General features: G+C 47.4%; 16 protein-coding genes and 2 pseudogenes. 7 read left to right on the top strand and 11 right to left on the bottom strand.

Annotated features, from left to right (window positions below):
- Positions 1 to 10: 10 nt before the first annotated feature.
- The 4 genes from MIC7113_RS32070 to MIC7113_RS32060 form a co-directional block, all read right to left on the bottom strand.
- Positions 11 to 958, bottom strand: a complete 948-nt coding sequence (locus tag MIC7113_RS32070) for a tyrosine-type recombinase/integrase (protein WP_015186279.1) — start codon at positions 956 to 958, stop codon at positions 11 to 13.
- A 413-nt stretch (positions 959 to 1,371) separates the two neighbouring features.
- Complete coding sequence (locus MIC7113_RS34105) at positions 1,372 to 2,535, bottom strand: pentapeptide repeat-containing protein (protein ID WP_015186278.1); 1,164 nt, start codon at positions 2,533 to 2,535, stop codon at positions 1,372 to 1,374.
- A 189-nt stretch (positions 2,536 to 2,724) separates the two neighbouring features.
- Complete coding sequence (locus tag MIC7113_RS35235; protein ID WP_015186277.1) at positions 2,725 to 3,027, bottom strand: hypothetical protein; 303 nt, start codon at positions 3,025 to 3,027, stop codon at positions 2,725 to 2,727.
- Positions 3,024 to 3,356 carry a hypothetical protein gene (locus MIC7113_RS32060; RefSeq protein ID WP_015186276.1) on the bottom strand — a complete coding sequence of 111 codons (333 nt, stop codon included), beginning with the start codon at positions 3,354 to 3,356 and terminating at the stop codon, positions 3,024 to 3,026. The genes MIC7113_RS35235 and MIC7113_RS32060 overlap by 4 nt, the downstream gene beginning before the upstream one ends.
- 222 nt (positions 3,357 to 3,578) lie before the next feature.
- Here MIC7113_RS32060 and MIC7113_RS32055 point away from each other — a divergent pair, with 222 nt between their 5' ends.
- Positions 3,579 to 3,818 (top strand): hypothetical protein, encoded by a 240-nt coding sequence (locus tag MIC7113_RS32055; RefSeq protein ID WP_015186275.1) that lies wholly within the window; start codon positions 3,579 to 3,581, stop codon positions 3,816 to 3,818.
- Between the two features lie 68 nt (positions 3,819 to 3,886).
- On the opposite strand, the gene MIC7113_RS37850 is transcribed toward MIC7113_RS32055, so the two are convergent.
- The 5 genes and pseudogenes from MIC7113_RS37850 to MIC7113_RS34345 form a co-directional block, all read right to left on the bottom strand.
- Positions 3,887 to 4,054, bottom strand: coding sequence for a hypothetical protein (locus MIC7113_RS37850; protein WP_216596518.1), 168 nt, complete (start codon positions 4,052 to 4,054; stop codon positions 3,887 to 3,889).
- 75 nt (positions 4,055 to 4,129) lie between these two features.
- The gene (locus MIC7113_RS32050) at positions 4,130 to 7,342 is read right to left on the bottom strand and encodes a WD40 domain-containing protein (protein WP_015186274.1); all 3,213 of its coding nucleotides are present in this window, start codon (positions 7,340 to 7,342) and stop codon (positions 4,130 to 4,132) included.
- Positions 7,343 to 7,349: 7 nt separating this feature from the next.
- A complete protein-coding gene (locus MIC7113_RS32045; RefSeq protein ID WP_015186273.1) occupies positions 7,350 to 10,712 on the bottom strand; it encodes a WD40 domain-containing protein in 3,363 nt (1,120 codons plus the stop codon).
- A gap of 88 nt (positions 10,713 to 10,800) precedes the next feature.
- Positions 10,801 to 11,370 (bottom strand): sensor histidine kinase, encoded by a 570-nt coding sequence (locus MIC7113_RS38415; RefSeq protein WP_226883737.1) that lies wholly within the window; start codon positions 11,368 to 11,370, stop codon positions 10,801 to 10,803.
- Positions 11,356 to 12,834, bottom strand: a pseudogene (locus MIC7113_RS34345) (AAA-like domain-containing protein); the annotation flags it as partial. The gene MIC7113_RS38415 and the pseudogene MIC7113_RS34345, both read right to left, overlap by 15 nt.
- 341 nt (positions 12,835 to 13,175) lie before the next feature.
- Here MIC7113_RS34345 and MIC7113_RS32035 point away from each other — a divergent pair.
- The 3 genes from MIC7113_RS32035 (at position 13,176) to MIC7113_RS32030 (ending at position 15,663) form a co-directional block, all read left to right on the top strand.
- The gene (locus MIC7113_RS32035; protein WP_015186270.1) at positions 13,176 to 14,942 is read left to right on the top strand and encodes an AAA-like domain-containing protein; all 1,767 of its coding nucleotides are present in this window, start codon (positions 13,176 to 13,178) and stop codon (positions 14,940 to 14,942) included.
- Between the two features lie 90 nt (positions 14,943 to 15,032).
- On the top strand, positions 15,033 to 15,356 hold the full coding sequence (locus MIC7113_RS35700; protein ID WP_015186269.1) for a hypothetical protein: 324 nt from the start codon (positions 15,033 to 15,035) through the stop codon (positions 15,354 to 15,356).
- Between the two features lie 103 nt (positions 15,357 to 15,459).
- On the top strand, positions 15,460 to 15,663 hold the full coding sequence (locus MIC7113_RS32030; RefSeq protein WP_015186268.1) for a hypothetical protein: 204 nt from the start codon (positions 15,460 to 15,462) through the stop codon (positions 15,661 to 15,663).
- Positions 15,664 to 15,783: 120 nt separating this feature from the next.
- Here the strand turns inward: MIC7113_RS32030 and MIC7113_RS39390 are convergent.
- Positions 15,784 to 15,849, bottom strand: a pseudogene (locus MIC7113_RS39390) (hypothetical protein); the annotation flags it as partial.
- A 225-nt stretch (positions 15,850 to 16,074) separates the two neighbouring features.
- Between MIC7113_RS39390 and MIC7113_RS32025 the strand changes: the two are divergent.
- From MIC7113_RS32025 to MIC7113_RS32015, 3 genes are all read left to right on the top strand, one after another.
- On the top strand, positions 16,075 to 17,280 hold the full coding sequence (locus MIC7113_RS32025) for a glutathione S-transferase family protein (RefSeq protein ID WP_041781560.1): 1,206 nt from the start codon (positions 16,075 to 16,077) through the stop codon (positions 17,278 to 17,280).
- Positions 17,281 to 17,490: 210 nt separating this feature from the next.
- Positions 17,491 to 18,444 carry a ParM/StbA family protein gene (locus tag MIC7113_RS32020; RefSeq protein ID WP_015186266.1) on the top strand — a complete coding sequence of 318 codons (954 nt, stop codon included), beginning with the start codon at positions 17,491 to 17,493 and terminating at the stop codon, positions 18,442 to 18,444.
- A 1-nt stretch (position 18,445) separates the two neighbouring features.
- Positions 18,446 to 18,700, top strand: coding sequence for a hypothetical protein (locus MIC7113_RS32015; protein WP_015186265.1), 255 nt, complete (start codon positions 18,446 to 18,448; stop codon positions 18,698 to 18,700).
- 382 nt (positions 18,701 to 19,082) lie between these two features.
- On the opposite strand, the gene MIC7113_RS35230 is transcribed toward MIC7113_RS32015, so the two are convergent.
- On the bottom strand, positions 19,083 to 19,391 hold the full coding sequence (locus MIC7113_RS35230; RefSeq protein WP_015186263.1) for a hypothetical protein: 309 nt from the start codon (positions 19,389 to 19,391) through the stop codon (positions 19,083 to 19,085).
- Positions 19,392 to 19,534 lie beyond the last annotated feature (143 nt).

Genomic DNA, 19,534 nt, shown 5'->3' with positions numbered 1-19,534 from the left:
TTAGGGGAATTCAGCTTTTTCTGATCGACAGACTCTGCACCGCCCTACGCTTGACCTCCTCACCTCTGCGATCATACTTCGCGGTTGTCACGGGTGAGGCATGACCAGCCAGTTTTGATACCGTGACGATATCCACCCCAGCATCCAGCAGGTCAGAACAGAACGTCCTACGAAAGTCATGAGGTGAAAATGAGTCCACCCCCGCTTCCTGAGCACGTTTTTGTAAAATCAGCAGCACCGCCTGGGGGGTCATGTTCCTGTACTCAATCTCTCCCCCCTTACGGATGGGACACAGCAGCGCTCCCGGTCGCCGACCTCGGAGAGTCAACCAATCTTCCACAAAAGCGATCGCACCAGTTGGCAAATACACCGTCCTATCCTTATCCCCTTTGCCACCCCTAACCTCTACGGCACTAGTACTCGCGTTAAAGTCCTTTAACTCCAGCTTCACCACCTCAGCCCGCCTGAGGCCAGCACCGCGCAGGATGGCAATGAGGGCCGCGTCTCTAACCCCTTGCGGTGTGGGGTCTAGGGTGCAAACATCCATCAATGCGGTAATTTCATGTTGGCTTAATGCTCTGCCTCTAAGCTTTTTACTGGACTTAATACTAGGCAGCTCCACAGCAATTGCGTAGCTTTCCGCATCCATCAATCCCAACTTCCGAGCCTCCCTCAACACGCGCTTTAAGGCACACATCATCTTTTTGGCCGTGGCTTTTGAGTGCTTTTCCACCAGTACAGCCTGCACGGCTGCTGTGTGCTGATACCTTAAAGATGCCCAGTTGAGGGTGTCGGCATCACACTCGCCATTAGTGAGCACAGAAGCGATCGCATCGAGGGACTGCCGCATGGTTGGTCTAGACCCAGCGCTGAGGCTTCTCAGGTACACCTGAGCGGGATGCAAGGTCAATGGCATCGGTGTACTCAGTTTCAGGGAAGAGGTGAGGGTCGGGCGCATTGGCTTATCAGAAGTGCCGTTCTAAGAATTAATTTTCCGCCGGTTTGTGCCAGTCCGATGAAAAAGTTCTAGGGGATTTACAGAAGTCAACGTTCCCTGTTCCCTTTTTTGGTCAAGGCTAGAAACTTCCAATGCTCCATACCGAAGTCCCTTCCATCCAGTAATCAGGAAGCGTAAAAGTGGAAGTTTTTGGAAATTTATTTTCTACCCCTTTGCACCGCCCCTATAGGGAAAAACAAACAGCGCTCTTCTTCTAGAAGAAGAGCGCACAATGAATTTGGTGAGCCGATTTGGTGCCTGTGGGGCGTGTTAGACCAAATTGCATTCTCATCGGAGCGAGTGACAGTTTAACTCAACGGCCGGGTGGAGGAAGCATCAGTACTCAAGGCATTAGCACAACTCTTGACTGTACTCTATTTACTCATCAGCTCAATTAATTCACTGACTACGGCCTCTGGATTAATTGAGCACAGTTTGGCATCAAATCGGTAAACTCGAACGCCGCTATGTTCAAACAGCCTTTCTCTTTCGTGTTCCTTCGCCCGTTTTTCTGGAAAGTGCCAGTAGCCATCTATTTCCAAAATAGCCCATTTGAATCCTAGTTGAGTTGGACAACAGACTACAAAATCCACTTCAAAACTTCTGTGATATGAACCTAGACGAGTTAGGGGGTTTGGGCAATACAGCAGTCCCCTTGCCTCCAGTACCTGCGCTACTTGAATTTCTACCTGCGAACGGAAACGCATTTTTTCCCAACTGGAGATTTTCTGGTTGGGGTAGAGTTCAGGGCAATGATTCAGTCCAATGGGGGCAAGAATCGTCCCCTCCAATTTGGTGCCAGTAAGATTAGCGTCTGTCAGTTGGCATCTCGTCAGATTGGCATAACTGAGGTCGGCATCGCTCAGGTCGGTTTGTGATAAATCGGCATAAGCCAAATTCGCTTGGCTTAAACTTGCTCCTCGTAAATTAGCTCCTGTTAAATTCGCCTTAAGAAGGCTGGCACTTTTTAAGCACGCTTGACTTAAATTCGCTCTCCAAAAACTGGCGTGATGCAGGATAGATTCAGTCAAATTGGCCTGATGCAGGTTAGCTTCACACAGGTCGCCATGACTGAGGTCAATGCCTGTGAGGTCCGCATTGTTCAAGGTCGCCTCTACAAATATGGCCCCTCGGCATATAGCATGGCTGAGGAAGGCATTGTTTAAGAAAGCCCTCCATAGCTCGGCATTCCTTAGGTCAGCCTGTTCTAAATTGGCATTATCGAGTAGCGCTTCTGCCAGAATGGCATTTTTCAGGTCAGCTTGTTGGAAGTTAGCACCGATTAAGTTAGCGCCATGAAAGTTGGTTGACCTCAAGATGGCCAATTCAAACTGTACCTCAATTAGATTCATGGCGGAGAGGTTAGCTCGGCTTAAGTTAGCACCACGAAAATCGGCTTGTGCCAAGTTCACTTTGTCGGGATTGGCTTCAACCGCCCGGAGCGGGCAAGAATCTTTTCTCTGTTCTACCAACGGCTCTGGTTTTTCAGCTAACTCTTGTTGGATTTCGGTTTCCGTCCCATTCTCAAGATGGCTCATGGATGACTCTTTGGTACGAAGAGGAGGCGAATTAAATAACAAAGCCACCCTACTGTGAGAGTGACTGGACTAGACGTACCACCGTACTATTGACTTTTGACCCTTCCATGTGCAGCAGCCGAAGAAGGTCTTGAGTTGTCTAGATTTATACGCGGCTTGTAGTGTTTAGCCTTGGTGTAGGGTTAACTACTACTGACTGTCCGATGGAGGGCACAGTCGATTCTTGAGTATTGAGGGAATTTCTTCCCAGTGTTCCAGCAGAAAGTCCATTAAGGCGAGATGACGCAAATCTATGGGCATGGGACGGCGGTAAAAGTTACCTCTCCTAAACCAACACCTCACAGTAGATATTGAGCGGGAGCAGATAAACGCGAGATCTTCGTGATTCACTTGCCATTTGGCGTAGAACTGTTGTGGTGTCATGCCAAGGGAGCAGTAGCCGTAAAGGTCGATTAGGGTTTGTTCTCGTGAGGTTAGGGGACGGGGACTCACTTAACTTCCTCCACTCGGACGAGGTCGTCTTCCCAAGCGATATCGGCAACTGTAATAGCGGCACTCTTGGAGAGTTTGTCGAGCCAGATGAGGTAGCACCACGTCCAATCGCCTCTGTGGGGAGCAAAGCTGTAGAATCTGCCAATTGCAACTCCCCAGTCTGTTTTGTCGCCCTCATGAATCCAGCGCAGTTTGTCGCCATCGGAGTAGCGAGGGGTCCCAACGTTGGGGAAGTTGGTTGGCAGGTCAATGGATGGGGGTGGGAATGCTCGGTGAACCAAGGCTTGCTGATAACCCCTCTGATAACTGAGCCGATTATTTTTTGGCATGAGCGAAGAGTCTCCAAAAATTATTGGAGCTAGAGCCGCGCTCTCGTCTGGTTGGTCGCCGTGACAGCGCGGCTTTTGCTTTTTGATTTTGTACGTTATCAATCATACTCTTTTTTTGATTTTGTACGAAATCATATTGATTTTTTCCAACTCACACAACCTGACAATATGAGAAGGTGTTACTGAAGGAAGACGTACAATTTATAAATCACAGATAAAGTTATGCCGCGTGGTGGACACAGAGAAAGCAGTGGTCGGAAACTGAAGTGGAATCTCGGTAAAACAACGGCAGTGAGGATTCCCGAAGCGATCGCGGATACGATTTTGGAGGTTGCCAAACGCTTAGATCGAGGTGAAAGTATCGAGCCGATTATTATCCCGGAATCCGTTGCAATTACAGTTAAACTCTCTGCTGCTAACTTGGGAAAATCCAAAGGGCAATCCAAATTGTCATCGGCTTGAATAGAGATGAACTAGAGGGGAAAGGACTATTTCAGGGACAGGAAGCTACAGGTGATCGCATCCAGCAATTACAGCAGCAGATTGAGGCGTGGGAAGCGTTGCTGGAAGAGTTGGGAGAGAATGAATGAGCGATCGCACTTCCCCTCTTCAGGAACGCTCAAAGTGATTCCTTTCCTTTCAACCGCAACCAATTTGATATTAGTGACGGAAGGCGATCGCAAGACAATCTCTTTCATAGTTTTGAGCAATTTGGTCTTAACCAAAATCAGATTGCCAACTTTCTCTCTCAGCTTGAGGCACGTTTTGGATGTTCAGGAACTCCAGCTTAGCGTTGTTTTTTGGACGTTTGCTTCACCAAAGCTAATTAGGTTTTGGCATACCTCTAGTTTTTCTTGTGCTTCGGGATGAGTGACAAAGTAATCTTTGAGCCAGTCGCAGCCACGTAAGAGCAGTTCATCTAATCCTCCTATACGCCAAATCTGTAGACCACCTGTTCCTACAGTGGCAAGACACTGCCCATCTGGACTAAAACTCACCACGCTATAGACCGAGTTATTAGGACTCTGCCATTGAGCTAGCTGTCGTCCCGACAAGTCCCAGAGTTTTGCCATACTGTCTGCTCCGGCTGTAGCAATTTGCTGACCGTTTGGGTTAAAGCTTATGCAATAGACTGTGCCCTGATGACTCTGCCATTGAGCTAGTTGTTGCCCCGACAAATCCCACAATCGGACAGTTCCACCTGTTCCTCCTGTGGCAAGATACTGCCCATCCGGGCTAAAGCTCAGAGTGTAGACCCTGCCACGCTGAGCCTTTAACTCTAACAACTGCTGCCCTGACATCTGCCAAAGCCTTGCTGTACCATCTGCCTCTGCTGTAGCCAAGTGTTGCCCATTCGGGCTAAGACTGAGATCGTAGACTTTGCCGTGACGAGTATTTAACTGACTTAGCTGCTGCCCTTCAAGGTTCCAGAGTCGAACCGTGCCGTCACATCCAGCCGTCGCAAGGTACTGTCCATCAGGACTAAAACTCACACTGTTGACTCTGCCTTGATGACCATTCAAAACAATCTGCTGCCCTTCTAAGTTCCAGAGTCGAACCGTGCTGTCATATCCAGCCGTCGCAAGATACTGTCCATCAGGACTAAAACTTACCCTCCTCACCCAACCTTGATGACCATCCAATTGAGCTAGCTGCTTTCCTTGTAAATTCCAGAGTCGGATGCTGCTATCTGCTCCAGCGGTAGCAAGGTACTGGCCATCTGGTTTGAAACTCACACTCCAGATCTTGCTTTGATGACTGTTCCACTGAGCCACTGGCTTGTCTGACAAATCCCAAAGGCGGACTGTCCCATCTGCGCTCGCTGTTGCCAGGTATTGCCCATCTTGCCTAAAGCTTACACTCCTGACCAAACCCTTATGACCTTTCAGTTGAGCTAATTGCTGCCCTGAATTGTTCCAAAGTTCAATTGTGCTATCTAAACCTGCTGTGACAATATGCTGCCCATCTGGGCTAAAACTCACTTTTCTAACTAAAAGTGGATAGTCATTCAATTGAACTAACTGTTGTCCTGACAGATTCCAAAGCTTCGCCTTGCCACTGTTTGAGACCGTAGCAATTTGCTGACCATTGGGGCTAAAACTTACATCAATAATCCCGTCGCTATGAACTTTCCATTGGTCTAGCTGCTGCCCAGACAAATTCCAAAATCGAATTGTGCCGTCCTCACCTGCTGTGGCAAAGCCTTGCCCATCTGGGCTAAAAGTTCCATGCACAACCTTGTCTTGACTAGTATTCCATTGAGCTAGCTGCTGCCCAGACAGATTCCAAAGTCGAACTTCATCCTTCCCTACTGTGGCAATTACCTGTCCATCTGGGCTAAAAGTCACACGCCTAACCGTACCCTGATGAGCGTTCCAATGAGCCAACTCTATCCCAGGCAGCTCCCAAAGTCTAACGGTACCATTCAAACCTGCCGTGGCAATGAGTTGCCTATCTGGGCTAAAACTCATACTCCAGATTGAGCCTCGATTACTCTCCCATTCAACTATCTGCCGCCCAGACAGTTTCCAAATTCTAACTCTGCCATCTGCACCAACGGTGATAATACGCTGCCCACTGGCGCTAAAACTTACGCCGTTGACCCCACTCGCATGAGCTTTGAACTTATTTCGCTCGTAGATGTTGTCGAGAATCGTCTGTAAAGCATAGAGAGGACTTACAGTGGGATAGTCTTGCAGTGGGCAACCCTCATGAACTAGAGCTTTCAAAGCTTGCCCAGCTTGCATTGCTAGAAGTAAGGACTCAATTTGTTGGGACTCAAACTGTTTCAAGGCATCAGAGGCAAGCCGCTTTATAGCCTGAATTTCTGCCTTAGATGGAGTCGATTTTGAAGCGAATTTAGGCAGCAAACCTGCTTCATCTAAGGCATTCTCAACCCAATTCCGGTTAAAAATAGACTGATAAATGCGGTTATAAACCCTTAACTTTCCCTGCTGCTTGACGACCAACCCACTAAGCCGCAGTTCCATTTGTTCCGGCAAGTCATTAGCTTTAAGTTCTCCACTCTGCAAAATCTGATGATACAACTGGAGTAATTGACCTTGGCGTTGACTCCAAAGAATGCGATCGCGTATCGTCTTGAGATGCTCTGGCTCATCGAATGCTTCCCAGTTCTCAATTACCTGTGCCCTTACCAAGTTCTCTACCCAAGCCCCTTCGTCACCTGCGGTAATCGGTAAGGAGGACATCAATACCAGCTTACAAATCTTTTGAGTGAGAAAGGGTTGCCCTCCCGTCCAGGCTAAGATTTCTTTGAGTACTGCCTTCTGATTGTTGGTCTTTTGTGCCAATCCTTGAGCTAAGGGCATCGCTTCTGCTAGAGCCAAGCCGGATAAATGAATCGCTTGTCCAATATTAAATGGCGAGCGCGTCTTATCTCGAATTAAGTCGGATGGCGTTGCCACTCCTAGCAAAGCAAACGTGAGCCGCTTGTATTGTGGCTTGTGACTACGCTTGTTGTAGCAAGCTTTAATCAGGGCAAAAAAGTCATCCAGTGGCTCTTTTAAACTGAGAACACTATCGATTTCATCGACAAAAATGACAAGATTTTGAGTTAACTGCACGAGCAGCACTCCTTCAATCAACTCTCCCAAGCGCTGTACGGGGGGGAGCATTTCGCGCTCGCGCCACCAAGTCATAAACTCGACCGCCTCAAAGAGATTGAAACTGCTTGCTAGTTTGTAGGCGAAACCCCCGTACCACTTATCTGGAGAAACTTGCTGAGAACCAATATCGGAAATATCAATGGTGGCACAGGCGATGCCTTCTCCTTGAAGTCTTTGCAGGGTTTGCACCTGCAAGCTAGACTTACCCATCTGTCGAGAGTTGAGTACATAACAGAACTCTCCCGCCTTCAGTCCTTCATAGAGGTCGGAATCGGCTTGCCGCACCACATAAGTCGGCGCATCAACGGGTAGACTGCCGCCGACTTGATATTGGTAAGTAGAGGGTTGTGGTGTACTCACGTTAATTTCACTGTTGAAAGCTAAACCTGTTTTGGCATACCTCTAGTTTTTGGAGTGCTTCAGGATGGGTGAACAAGTAATCAGAAAGCCAGTCGCAGCCTCGGCAGAGCAGTTCATCCAATCCTTCCACCCGCCACAGTCGTGCGGTGCCGTCGGCGGAAGCGGTGGCGAGAAGTTCACCATTAGGGCTAAAACTGGCGCTAAATACCATCTCCTGATGCCCAATAAATTGAGCGAGCTGGTTTCCCGACAAATCCCACAAGCGTGTGGTACTGTCAGATGAGGTCGTGCAAATGTACTCCCCATTGGGACTAAAGCTGACACTTGTTACCGCACCCTGATGGCCGATAAGTTGGGTTATTGGGTTTCCGGATAAGTCCCACAGCCTCGCCGTATTGTCGGCTGAGGCAGTAGCTATGTACTCTCCCGTGGGGTGAAAACTGATACTTCTTACTGCATCCTGATGGCCGATAAGTTGGGTTATTGGGTTTCCGGATAAGTCCCACAGCCTCGCCGTATTGTCGGCTGAGGCAGTAGCTATGTACTCTCCCGTGGGGTGAAAACTGACACTTAATACCCAGCCCTGATGGCCGATAAATGGGGTTATTAAGTTTCCAGATAAGTCCCACAGCCTTGCTGTGCGGTCATCTGAAGCAGTGACTACATATTCTTCGGTGGGACTAAAACTAACACTATTTACCCTATTCTGATGCCCGATAAATTGGGCTAGCTGGTTGCCAGATAAATCCCACAGCCGTGCGGTGTCGTCATAGGAAGCGGTAGCTATGTACTCTCCGGTGGGGCTAAAACTGACACTTAATACCCAGCCCTGATGCCCCCGAAATGGAACTATCTGATTTCCGGATAAATTCCACAGCCTTACAGTGCCGTCATAAGAAGCGGTAGCTATGTACTCTCCGGTGGGGCTAAAACTGACACTCGTTACCTCACCCTGATGTCCCTTCAATTCAGCTAGTTGGTTTCCAGATAAATCCCATAGTCTTGCCGTCCTATCGGCTGAGGCGGTAGCTATGTACTCTCCGTTGGGGCTAAAACTGACACTTCTGACCATACCCTGATGCCCCTGAAATTGAACTATCTGGTTCCCCAATAAATCCCACAGCCTTGCCGTGCCGTCATAAGAAGCAGTAGCTATGTACTCTCCGGTGGGGCTAAAACTGACACTCGTTACCTCACCCTGATGTCCCTTCAATTCAACTAGCTGGTTTCCATATAAGTCCCATAGCTTTGCTGTGCTGTCATAGGAAGCAGTAGCTATATAGTTTCCGTTGGGGCTAAAACAAACGCTTCTGACCATACCCTGATGGGTCTGAAATTGGGCTAGCTGGTTGCCAGATAAGTTCCACTGCCTTACGGTACCGTCATCTAAGGCAGCGGCAAGGCAATCTCCCTTGAGGTTAAAACTGACACTATTTATCCTGTCTCCCTTGAAGTTGAGGTTAAAACTGACAACATCTATCCTGTCGTTATCTTTCTGAGATTGAGGTTCCCACAACCATAGGGTGTCAACCCGAAATTGGGCTATTTGGTTGCCAGATAAGTCCCACAGCCGTGCCGTGCCGTCATAGGAAGCGGTAGCTATATACTCTCCATTGGGGCTAAAACTGACACTCGTTACCTTGCCCTGATGCTCCTTCAATTCAGCTATTTGGTTGCCAGATAAGTCCCACAGCCGTGCCGTGCCGTCATAGGAAGCGGTAGCTATATACTCTCCGTTGGGGCTAAAACTGACACTCGTTACCTCGCCCTGATGCCTTGAGAATTGATTCCGTTCTCGGATGTGGTCAAGAATCATCTGTAAGGCTAGCAGGGGACTGGTAGCAGGATAATCTTGCACTCGCCGACCACCTTGCACCCGCTTGTGCAAAGCTTGCCCTGCCTGCATCGCTAACAATAATGCTTCTATTTCCCTGCCCCCAGCCTCAAACAGTTGCAATGCCTTGACTCCAGCTCGTTCTATTTTGGTACCTTCCTTAGCTTCTTCAAGCAGTTGCTCTGCTTGCTGTTTTACCTCAAATAAAATCTGTTTGGCTTGCCTTTCCGCTTCCAGATCTCTTTGTATTTGGAGCCTGTCTAATTGTTGGCTAGCAGCTAAGAAAGCATAATCTAAAACGCTCAAGCTTTTATTCGCTGACCATTGCAAGGCTTCTTTCAACGCCTGCCCTCGCAACAACCGTGAAGAATCTTGACGATTGGACGCTAACCAAGCAGCGATCACTTGACTATAAGGTCGCAGTGATGCTAACTCCTTTTCCACCCAACTGTTGTTAAAAACTGCCTCATAAATGCGGTTATAAACCCTCAATTGCCCCTGCTGCTTAACAACCAACCCCGATAACCGTAATTCCACTTGGTCTGGAGAGTCATCGGCAGCAATTTCTCCCTGTTGTAAAACTTGCTGATAGAGTCCCAGTAATCTACTAGCACGTAGTTCATTTCTCAGGAGGCGATCGCGTATCGTCTTGAGATGCTCTGGCTCATCCGAGGCTTCCCAGTTCTCAATCACCTGTGTCCTTACTAAGTTCTCTATGCAAGACCCTTCGCTACCTGCGGGAATCACCAACTCAGACATCTGTACAAGTTTACAAATCTTTTGAGTGAGAAAGGGTTGCCCTCCCGTCCAAGCCAAGATTTCTTTGATTACTTCAGTAGGGTTGTCAGTTTTTGATGGCAAACCTACAACTAACGACATCGCTTCGTGTAGCTCAAAGCCTGATAAATGAATTGCCTGTCCAATATTAAACGGCGTCCGCTTCTTGTCTCGAATCAAATCCGATGGCGTTGCCACTCCTAAAAGCGCAAAGGTAAGTCGATTGTATTGGGGTTTTTGTGCCCGTTTATTATGACTTGCTCGAATTAGGGCAAAGAAGTCATCCAGTGGCTCTTTTAAGCTGAGAACGCTATCAATTTCATCGACAAAAATGACAAGATTTTGAGTTGACTGCACAAGCAGTACTCCTTCAATCAACTCTCCCAAGCGCTGTACAGGGGAGAGCATTTCGCGCTCGCGCCACCAAGTCATAAACTCGATGGCATCCAAGAGATGGAAACTGCTAACTAGCTTGTAGGCGACTCCCCCGTACCACTTCTCTAAAGAAACCTGCTGGGAACCAATATCGGAAATATCAATGGTGGCACAGGCGATTCCTTCGGCAGCAAGCCTTTGCATAGTTCGCACCTGCAAACTGGACTTGCCCATCTGCCGAGAATTGAGAACATAGCAGAACTCTCCCGCCTTCAGTCCTTCATAGAGGTCAGAGTCAGCTTGTCGTACCACATAAGTAGGCGCATCCTTTGGTAAGCTGCCACCAACTTGATACTGGTAAATAGAGGGTTGTGGTGTACTCACGTTACTTCCGTTGTTTAGAGCTAAATTTAATTGCCCCTCATTGCACCTTCTCTATATTTTGGTCTGATCAAGAACTTTATAAGGCATTTCACTCCCGCTCATCAATTGAATCCTGCTCGTGAAAGCCTGCCTCTACATGATCAGACATCAGCGGGAGATTCACAACGAACGTCGCTCCTCCTGCAACACCAGGGCTTTCTGCGTGGACAGTACCGCCGTGCAGTTCCACTAAGTAACGCACACTAACCAACTCAAATCCGTATCCGCCATGCGAGGTTGTCGTTCTATCTTCTTGGCGAAAGCTGTCAAAGACATAGGGCAGAAAGTCAGGAGCAATTCCCTCCCCCGTATGACTCACTCTGATTTGGGCACAGCAGTTGATGAGTTCAAGTCGAATTGCGATGTAACCTCCTTCAGGTGTGAACTTAACCGCGTTCGAGAGTAGATTCCAAATGACTCGCCGTAACCGCTCCGAATCGCCCAAGACTCGCCCCACCGACGGAGCTAATGTAGATTCAAACCGAATCTTTTTAGCATCAATCGCTGGTAGCGCAGTATCGATAGCCGCTTCAATAAGTGGTACAAGTTCTACCGGACAGCGATTAAGGTGGAGCTTGCCTCTAAGAATGAGCGATTGGTCTAGCAGATCTTCAATCATTTGCGACAGTGATTCTGCGTTGCGAGCAATTGTCTCCAGCCCCCGATCAGTTCTTGCTTCGTCAAACTTCCGATAACGGAGTAGCTTAGTCCACCCCATTATTGCGTTGAGGCGGAGGCGAAGTTTATGGGAGAGCGTTGCAAAAAACTCATCCCTAACTCTTTTTTCTGCTTCCAAGACCATTATCCTTTCTCGATTGTCCCATTCTTGGCTGGCTCTCAAGAACTGATTATCCTGACCGCTTAGGCTTTTGGAAGCAGCCCAGGCTAAAGCATCCTGTAACGCCTTTCCTCGTAAAAGCCGCGATTCATCCATACATCCTGAAGCTAACCAGGCTGTGAAAGCCTCAGAATAGGGTCGCAGCTTGGCTAATTCTTTATCAATCCAATTTTTGTTGAAAACAGATTCGTAGATGGGATTATAAGCCTTTAAATTTCCAGCTTGCTTGACAACTAATCCCGACAATCGCAATTCTATTTGTTCGGGACTGTCATCTCCAGCTAATTCCCCTTGTTGCAAAATTTGTTGGTATAGTCCTAGTAAACGACCAGCTCGTTGCTCATTTCTCATGATGCGATCGCGTATCGTCTTGAGATGCTCTGGCTCATCCGTCGCTTCCCAGTTTTCAATTACCCGTGTCCTTACCAAGTTTCCTACTGCTTCCGCCTCCTTACCTGTGGCTATAGCTAAGGGGAACGTAATGACCAACTGACAAATTTTTTGGGTGAGAAACGGTTGTCCTCCCGTCCAGGCTAAGATTTCTTTGAGTACTTCAATAGGATTGTCCGCATGAGCTACCAATCCTTGAGCTAAGGGCATAGCTTCATGTAGATCAAAGCCACTTAGATGAATCGAGCGCCCAATATTAAAGGGTGTCCGGTGCTTGTCTTGAATCAAATCGGATGGGGTGGCTACTCCCAGCAGTGCAAAGGTAAGCTGATTGTATTCTGGCTTGTGTGCCCTTTTGTTATAGCTAGCCCTTATCAGAGCAAAGAAATCGTCAAGGGGTTCTCTCAAGCTAAGAATGCTATCAATTTCATCAATAAAAATGACTTTGTTTTGAGTTTCTTGACCCAGTAAAACCTGTTCAATCAACTCGCTCAATCGTTGCACTGGCGGCATAAACTCGCGTTCGCGCCACCAACTCATAAACTCAACCGCCTCAAACAGATTGAAACTGCTCGCCAGCTTGTAGGCGACTCCCCCGTACCACTTCTCTAAAGAAACCAGTTGGGAGCCAATATCTGAAAGATCGATGGTGGCACAGGCGATGCCTTCTCCTTGCAGCCTGAGCATCGTTCGTACCTGCAAGCTGGACTTGCCCATTTGTCGAGAGTTGAGGACGTAGCAGAACTCTCCCGCCTTCAGCCCTTCATAGAGGTCAGAGTCTGCCTGCCGCATTACATAAGTGGGCGCATTCTCTGGTAAGCTGCCACCAACTTGATACTGGTAAACTTGCGTCATTTCTTAACCCCCTTGTCCTCTCTATCGCCAACTGTTTTTGACCACACCAGTTTTTTAGGGATTTGACTTAAGTGCTTATCAACCGCAGGGGCAAATTTCGCTCCGAGTGGAGTTCGCCACAACACTTGTTCTTGCCGCCTACACATACAACTGAATCTCCCTGATGAAAAGATAAAAATTTACTGCCAGATGGAAGTCAAAACTCCATCTCGTTACATTCTCATCAAATCCTGAGGCTACCTCAGATTAACACCGAGAAATTTGAGTACCGATTGACTTGTCATCGACTTTGTGAAAACTGGCATTTAAGATAATTCTTGTACCTCTGAAGAGGATGCGCTATGCCCCGATCGCTAAGGGTGCGTGAAGACTATATTCTCAAAGTTAAATCGTCTCTTTTGCGTAATGGCTTTCCCAACCAGAGACTGTTAGCGGAGCATTTAGAGATAGCTCAATCCACGGTTAGCAACTTCTTGAATGGCAAAACCGTCGATTTGAGAAATTTTCTGGAAATTTGTCGCGTCTTGGGTCAGGAATGGCGCGATATAGCCAATTTTGACGAAGAACCGCCCCAAGAGGAACCCCCTAACGTTACAGCCAAAGTGGCGCTCGGCGATTGCTGCCCAGACCTCAACCTCGCAACTATGTTGCAACAAGCCTTAAAGGAAGCGGGTCATGAAGTCTTCATGGCTGAGAAAAACTCTTCCTGGGGAGCCTACTTAAAGCAGTGCGACTACCTGCTGCTGCTCTTGTCTCAGCAATCAGCCGTCAGTGAAATGGTTTTAGAGGTGGTACAACGGGTTAAAGAGTTGCACAACACTACTCCCCAAAAGCCAGCGATTTTTCCAATTTGTATAGACTTATCCCCAGATTCACCCCTGAGTTTCGACTTGCTGGGCTATTTGCAGGGGGTTCAGGCATGGCAGTGGCGTTCCTCTGACGACAGTTCAACTCTGCTTGAGGAAGTTAATAGCGTAATCACAGAAGGTCGTATCTCCTTACCTGCTAACCATAAATTAGCAGTGAACCTGCAAACTCTTACCCGACAAACGGGGGACAAACCCCTGCCATTCGCCCCGCCAGAATTACCAGGAGGGCAAGTAGACTTGGCTTCTCCCTTTTATATCGAGCGTCCCCCCATTGAGGAACGCTGTTATGAAACGATAACGCAGCCTGGAGCACTTATCCGTATCAAAGCCCCCAGACAGATGGGCAAAACCTCCCTGATGGCAAGGATTCTCCATCACGCCGAACAGCGAGGCTCTCGTACCGTTGCCTTGAGCTTGCAGTTAGCCAATCAGAGAGTGTTTGCCAATTCGGACAAATTTCTACAGTGGTTTTGCACCATTGTTGGTCTAGAGCTAGGAGTGCCCGACCAATTAGCCAAATATTGGGAGATGGCGGAGATTGCTGGCAGCAATATCAGTTGCAGGGCTTACTTTGAGCAATATCTCTTGCCACAACTCGACCGTCCTCTGACTCTCGGCTTGGATGAAGTTGATTGTATTTTCCCCTACCAAGAAATCGCTGACGACTTCTTTGGGTTGTTGCGAGCATTGCATGAAGAAGCCAAACGGCGCGATATCTGGAAAAAGTTTCGTTTAATTGTCGTACATTCCACTGAAGTTTACGTACCCCTGGATATGAATAAATCCCCCTTTAATGTGGGGCTACCGATTGAATTACCAGAGTTTACCTCACAACAGGTACACTCGTTAGCTAGACGGCACTCCCTCGATTGGAATGCAGGTGAAGTCGAAAAGCTGATGGCTCTTGTGGGAGGGCATCCTTACCTATTGCGGCTAGCGATGTATGCTATAGCACGTCAGGATGTTACTCTTGACCAATTGCTGCAAGAGGCTCCCACCGAAGCAGGACTTTACAGCGACCATCTGCGACGCCATTTATGGAATCTGGAAAAGCATCCCCAGTTGATGGAGGCAATGCGAGAGGTGGCGATTTCCTCCAACCCCGTGCGGTTACCGACAGTTCAGGCATTTAAATTAAACAGCATGGGGCTAGTGCGGTTGTGTGGCAATGAAGTGACTTCCCGATGCTATTTGTACGAGCAATATTTCCGCGAACGGCTAGGAAATAAAGCGATTTAGTGTACTCAATTTAAGTCAATCAAAAATCAGCTCTCAACTCGATTGAGGCTCGAAGTTCTCCGTCTTGTTCTCAGTTAGCTTCCTTGTTTGATGGGATGGTTGAATTTAGTCAGCAATCCCATGCAAAGTATTTTCTATTTATTGGCTCCCACCGCTACAATTGCTGCAATTTTTATTAGTAGCATAACACCCGTTCCTGCTAGCGAGGTTGTACTGACCTCAATGTTTAACTCGGTTGTTGTACAACACTCTTATTCCAACCCTAGCCAACAACTAGAGTCGGCTCCACCACCATTGGACAATGGAGCACCTAGAGATAGAAGCGGAGCAGGAACCCGTGCTGTAGAACTTCCCTGTGTCGCTGCCAGAAGAAGTCTTGTGAGCCGTGTCGGGTCTGTCATAAAACCGCAATAGCGCCTGCAACGGCACTATGTCTGATCGATGCGGCTTAGCCCAGAAGGCGAACGTGAGCGCACATGTTGAACATCAAGTTACAGCACTTTTGAGGAGGTTCCCAATGCTTTTTATCCGCGACATAGTTCAACAAGCTTTGGCAACAGGTTATCTAACAATAGCTGCCCAAGAGCAACTGCGACAGCTTTTACAGACAACCAAATACGGAAAGGAAGACATCAATGCCTTTATGAGATTACAAAAAGCCGCAATGGATGGGCATGTTCAGCAAGAGAAGAGTGAATTAATACGTGCGGGCGCACTTTAGAGACACCTTGACTAGCTACAAGACAAAAATTACCAAGTCATCCCTTGAGTTTCGTGAATCTTGGAGCCAACAAACAACAGGGGTGAATCAACAGGAGGACAACAGATGTTCAATCCTATTAATGCTGGTGTAAGGATTAAACACCCCATTCGACAAGCGCACAATCGTATGTAAGTTACATTCCTCCAGTTCCCCACGGGGGGGAAGCTGAAGGAATCCTCCCCACTTCACGGCGCGAGTGTCAATGACAGTGTCGTTCCGATTGGCACCTGATTAACCCAACTTGGGTTCAAGGAATTGAGTTATCTCGGATGGATTGAGAACCCAGATCAAGAAAAGGTAGATTCCCAAAACCCGTCAGAATGAGTAATGACTAATAACTTAACAAATCCAGAACGCCTACCCATTCCCATGACGAGCGCTCCCCTAAGCTGGAGGGAACTAGAAACCCTCACGGACTATCAAATTGACCCCGTTAACGGTCCCACTAACGCCCAAGCTCGACTACGCCTGTTTGGTCTTCCTCAAGCCGATGTGCGAGTAACACTCTATCGTGACAACCATGCCTGGTGTCCCTACTGCCAAAAAGTCTGGCTTTGGCTTGAAGAAAAACAAATCCCCTACCGTATCGAAAAAGTGACAATGTTTTGTTACGGGGAGAAAGAAAGCTGGTACAAACGCATTGTACCATCGGGAATGTTACCAGCACTGGAGTTAGACGGACGCCTGATTACCGAAAGCGATGACATTTTGCTCGCTCTAGAACTTGTCTTTGGTCCTTTAGGGCAGGGTATGGAAAGCCCCACAGTACTACCCCTGCGCCAACTCGAACGACTTTTATTTAGAGCTTGGTGTAGCTGGCTTTGCTATCCGATGGTGTCGCCTCAACAAGAGCAGCGCCACCGAGAGCAATTTATCAAAGTCGTAAATAAGGTTGAGTATGCCCTCGCCTCTACTCCCGGTCCATACTTTCTGGAAGAGTTCGGTACGGCTGATGTCATCTTCACGCCTTATGTCGAACGCATGAACGCCAGTTTGTATTATTACAAGGGCTACTCGCTGCGAGAGGAGAATCCTTACTTGGCTGCTTGGTTCGATGGGATGGAAAGCCGACCGACTTATCGCGGTACTCAGAGCGACTTTCACACCCACGCTCATGACTTACCTCCTCAGATGGGCGGTTGCATTGAAAACGGTGAGCCCCCGATGCTGTTGAATAAAAATCGGGTGGATAATGGGCCTTGGATTGGGCTGCCTGATGTGGGTTACCCAGAACCGGAAAGCTCCCGTGCTGAAGCCCTAATTCGGGTGATTTTGCATCGCGCTAATATTATTCGAGTCAATCCGGCTGATGACGAATTGTTTGAAATAGCTCTGCGCTGTGCATTGACTTGGATGATGACGGGTGTTGTGTGTGTGCCACCGACTGGTTCGGATAAGGCGTTGAGATATTTACGTGATCGTATTAATGTACCTCGCGATATGTCGATTTTTGCTGCCAAGCGACTAAGAGAAGCTTTGGAAAAAACGGCTTGCTTTGTCGGTGATGAACAAGGTCCGCCGATTCCGATTAAGCATCGGCGGGACCAAGACCCGGCTTATTTTGCTACAAATTAGATTCCCCTCAAGGTTACTGTTGTAGAGCCAACAAGCGCTTCTAGACACGGACTTATTCGCAGGGGGTTTGTCGGAGGAAGTCAGTTTGGGAACTAAAAGAGACCTATTTAGGGTCTAAATGTGTCTTGTGGCGGAGAGAGGATTGGGGTATAAATGAGACCTATATAGGAGATAAATAGGTTTATTTCGGGGGGCTAAGTATTTATACTTATGAAGTCAGCTAAACCGCATAAGAATCAGTTGCATTTTGTCGGGGGAATTGACAATGGGTTCGGCAATTATAAGCTTTTGCTGGAAGAACATCCACTGATTGTAGTTCCATCTTATCTGAGCGAAGAAAAAATGGAACCCGTACCAGGACGTGTACGAATAGGAGAACGGGAATTCACCGTAGGAGATTCGGCACGCAGGACTGGAAGATACTATTCCCGTAACGTGGACGATGCAGCCTCGAAAATACAATATGCCTTGCCCATGTTGTTGGGGGCACTAGCCCACTTACCCCATCGAAAAGAATGGCGATTACAAATAGCTGCCTCGATACACGACTGTGACAATCTAAAAGAAAAGCTGATAGAAGCCTTGTCGGGAGAGCATGAATGTATCCTGAGCGGTTATGCATCAAAGGTCTGTGTTCGGGTGGTCAAAGTGTTGCCGGAGGGCATGGGAGCGTTGGTAGGAACACAGCTTCCCGGCAAACTGACGTTATTAGATTTTGGGACGGGAACTACCTTATTTAGCCGATATAGTCAGGGTAAGCGTGAGATACATGAGCCATATCCATGCGGGGTGGAACACTTAATAGAGCTTATATCTAAAGAGATGAAGGCGATAAACGATGGCCTACCCGGAGACTTGTATCTGATTCGGTTAGGACTGGAGAATGGCACATTTTACTATGGGCGCAAGCAATCGTTTAAGTCAATCTACAAAAAATGTTTAAGCGAGTGGTTTGACAACTATCTGAGACAAACAGTGCGTCGAGCTAAAGAGGCTTATGAGCAAGGGGATCAGGTGTGGTGTATTGGGGGAGGTTGTTTGTTACCAGGATTGGGTCAATCCTTAACCAAGATTGGGTTTAGAGTACATGAGTCTCCACTGGAGGCTAATGTGAGGGGGTTGCTGTTGGTGGCACGGCAGGTACGGGGGAAGGTGGAAGTTTAAGATGGAATTGCCAGATGGAAGTGAAAAGCTACGGCTCAAAAAAGAGATTGCCCAAAAGATTCGTAAGGAAGCGGAGCGTCTTGAAATGAGCTTTCCGGAAATGCTTTATTACATTGTTAATAGTTATTTTATCGGTCAAGCTAATCTGAGCCAGAGCGTGAATCAGCATCATCAAAAAGCTCCTGGTGTACCAAGGACATCATCTCAACAATGGACGGAAGAAGAAGAATCTTTTGAGTTAGACCTGGATGTGTAATGGGTTGCAATTACAAACCCTTCGGGGGACTCTGCTTAACACCTAATACCCTAAGCAATTCACCTAAAGACAAAACTTTAGGGATAAACTACATGAAAGAGCCAATATTATCAACATCCTATCTCGACTCGTATTTTCTAGTAGACATGGATCTAGGAATGGTCAAACATCAGGGACACTCAGCACTGCTGCGAGGATAAATCATCTGCGGAAGACCTCTCGAACAACACTGCGACGAACAAGAGATCCACACGCTTCATTTTCAATGGGCGCAAAAACTGGATTTCTGTCCGACTCCAGTAGTGGAGAAACTGGCTTTTTGGACACTGTGCACTGACTACGTCTGCAATCTTTCTCCTAAGATTGGAAGTATTATTTCCGATTACTGTTCTAACTTGTCAAACAGTTCTAACAAACCAACTGTGCCGACAAAAAAAGTATAAGTGCCATATTTTATTGGTGTTTTGTTTCTTGAAGGAGCTTTATAAGCGGCTATAACTCCCTCAACTAAATGAATGGCAATAGCGAATCGCTCAATCCAGAAAACGGGATTGAGGCTGGCGGGAATCTTATTGTTAGTTAACAAGGCATATATATTCCATAATTCCAATCCAATTGCACTAGTTATAAAGACTATAGATATAATCTTTATAAGAGTGAATAATCTTTTCTTTGTCTTCCTTAAATTCATGCTCTTTATTAACGAATTATGCCAAATAACGACTATCCTTAATGAAGCCCTGAGACAACTAATATATTTTAGTCAAAAACGGGCGCAATTTATCAATTCCTTTGGTAGTGAAAAATCGCTTTTTTAGCTACATAAAGTCTACT

This window comes from Allocoleopsis franciscana PCC 7113, from assembly GCF_000317515.1.
Lineage (GTDB): Bacteria > Cyanobacteriota > Cyanobacteriia > Cyanobacteriales > Coleofasciculaceae > Allocoleopsis > Allocoleopsis franciscana.
Note: the sequence above shows the minus strand (reverse complement) of the source record. Positions and strands in the feature narration are given on the sequence as shown.

Excerpts from the sequence above, each read along its gene's own strand:
- MIC7113_RS32020 (WP_015186266.1), top strand. The coding sequence starts at position 17,491 with ATGAAGTCAGCTAAACCGCATAAGAATCAGTTGCATTTTGTCGGGGGA.
- MIC7113_RS32035 (WP_015186270.1), top strand. The coding sequence starts at position 13,176 with ATGCCCCGATCGCTAAGGGTGCGTGAAGACTATATTCTCAAAGTTAAA.
- MIC7113_RS35230 (WP_015186263.1), bottom strand. The coding sequence starts at position 19,391 with ATGAATTTAAGGAAGACAAAGAAAAGATTATTCACTCTTATAAAGATT.
- MIC7113_RS32055 (WP_015186275.1), top strand. The coding sequence starts at position 3,579 with ATGCCGCGTGGTGGACACAGAGAAAGCAGTGGTCGGAAACTGAAGTGG.
- MIC7113_RS32025 (WP_041781560.1), top strand. The coding sequence starts at position 16,075 with ATGACGAGCGCTCCCCTAAGCTGGAGGGAACTAGAAACCCTCACGGAC.
- MIC7113_RS32060 (WP_015186276.1), bottom strand. The coding sequence starts at position 3,356 with ATGCCAAAAAATAATCGGCTCAGTTATCAGAGGGGTTATCAGCAAGCC.
- MIC7113_RS34105 (WP_015186278.1), bottom strand. The coding sequence starts at position 2,535 with ATGAGCCATCTTGAGAATGGGACGGAAACCGAAATCCAACAAGAGTTA.
- MIC7113_RS32015 (WP_015186265.1), top strand. The coding sequence starts at position 18,446 with ATGGAATTGCCAGATGGAAGTGAAAAGCTACGGCTCAAAAAAGAGATT.
- MIC7113_RS35700 (WP_015186269.1), top strand. The coding sequence starts at position 15,033 with ATGGGATGGTTGAATTTAGTCAGCAATCCCATGCAAAGTATTTTCTAT.
- MIC7113_RS32070 (WP_015186279.1), bottom strand. The coding sequence starts at position 958 with ATGCGCCCGACCCTCACCTCTTCCCTGAAACTGAGTACACCGATGCCA.
- MIC7113_RS38415 (WP_226883737.1), bottom strand. The coding sequence starts at position 11,370 with ATGATTGAAGATCTGCTAGACCAATCGCTCATTCTTAGAGGCAAGCTC.
- MIC7113_RS37850 (WP_216596518.1), bottom strand. The coding sequence starts at position 4,054 with ATGAAAGAGATTGTCTTGCGATCGCCTTCCGTCACTAATATCAAATTG.
- MIC7113_RS32030 (WP_015186268.1), top strand. The coding sequence starts at position 15,460 with ATGCTTTTTATCCGCGACATAGTTCAACAAGCTTTGGCAACAGGTTAT.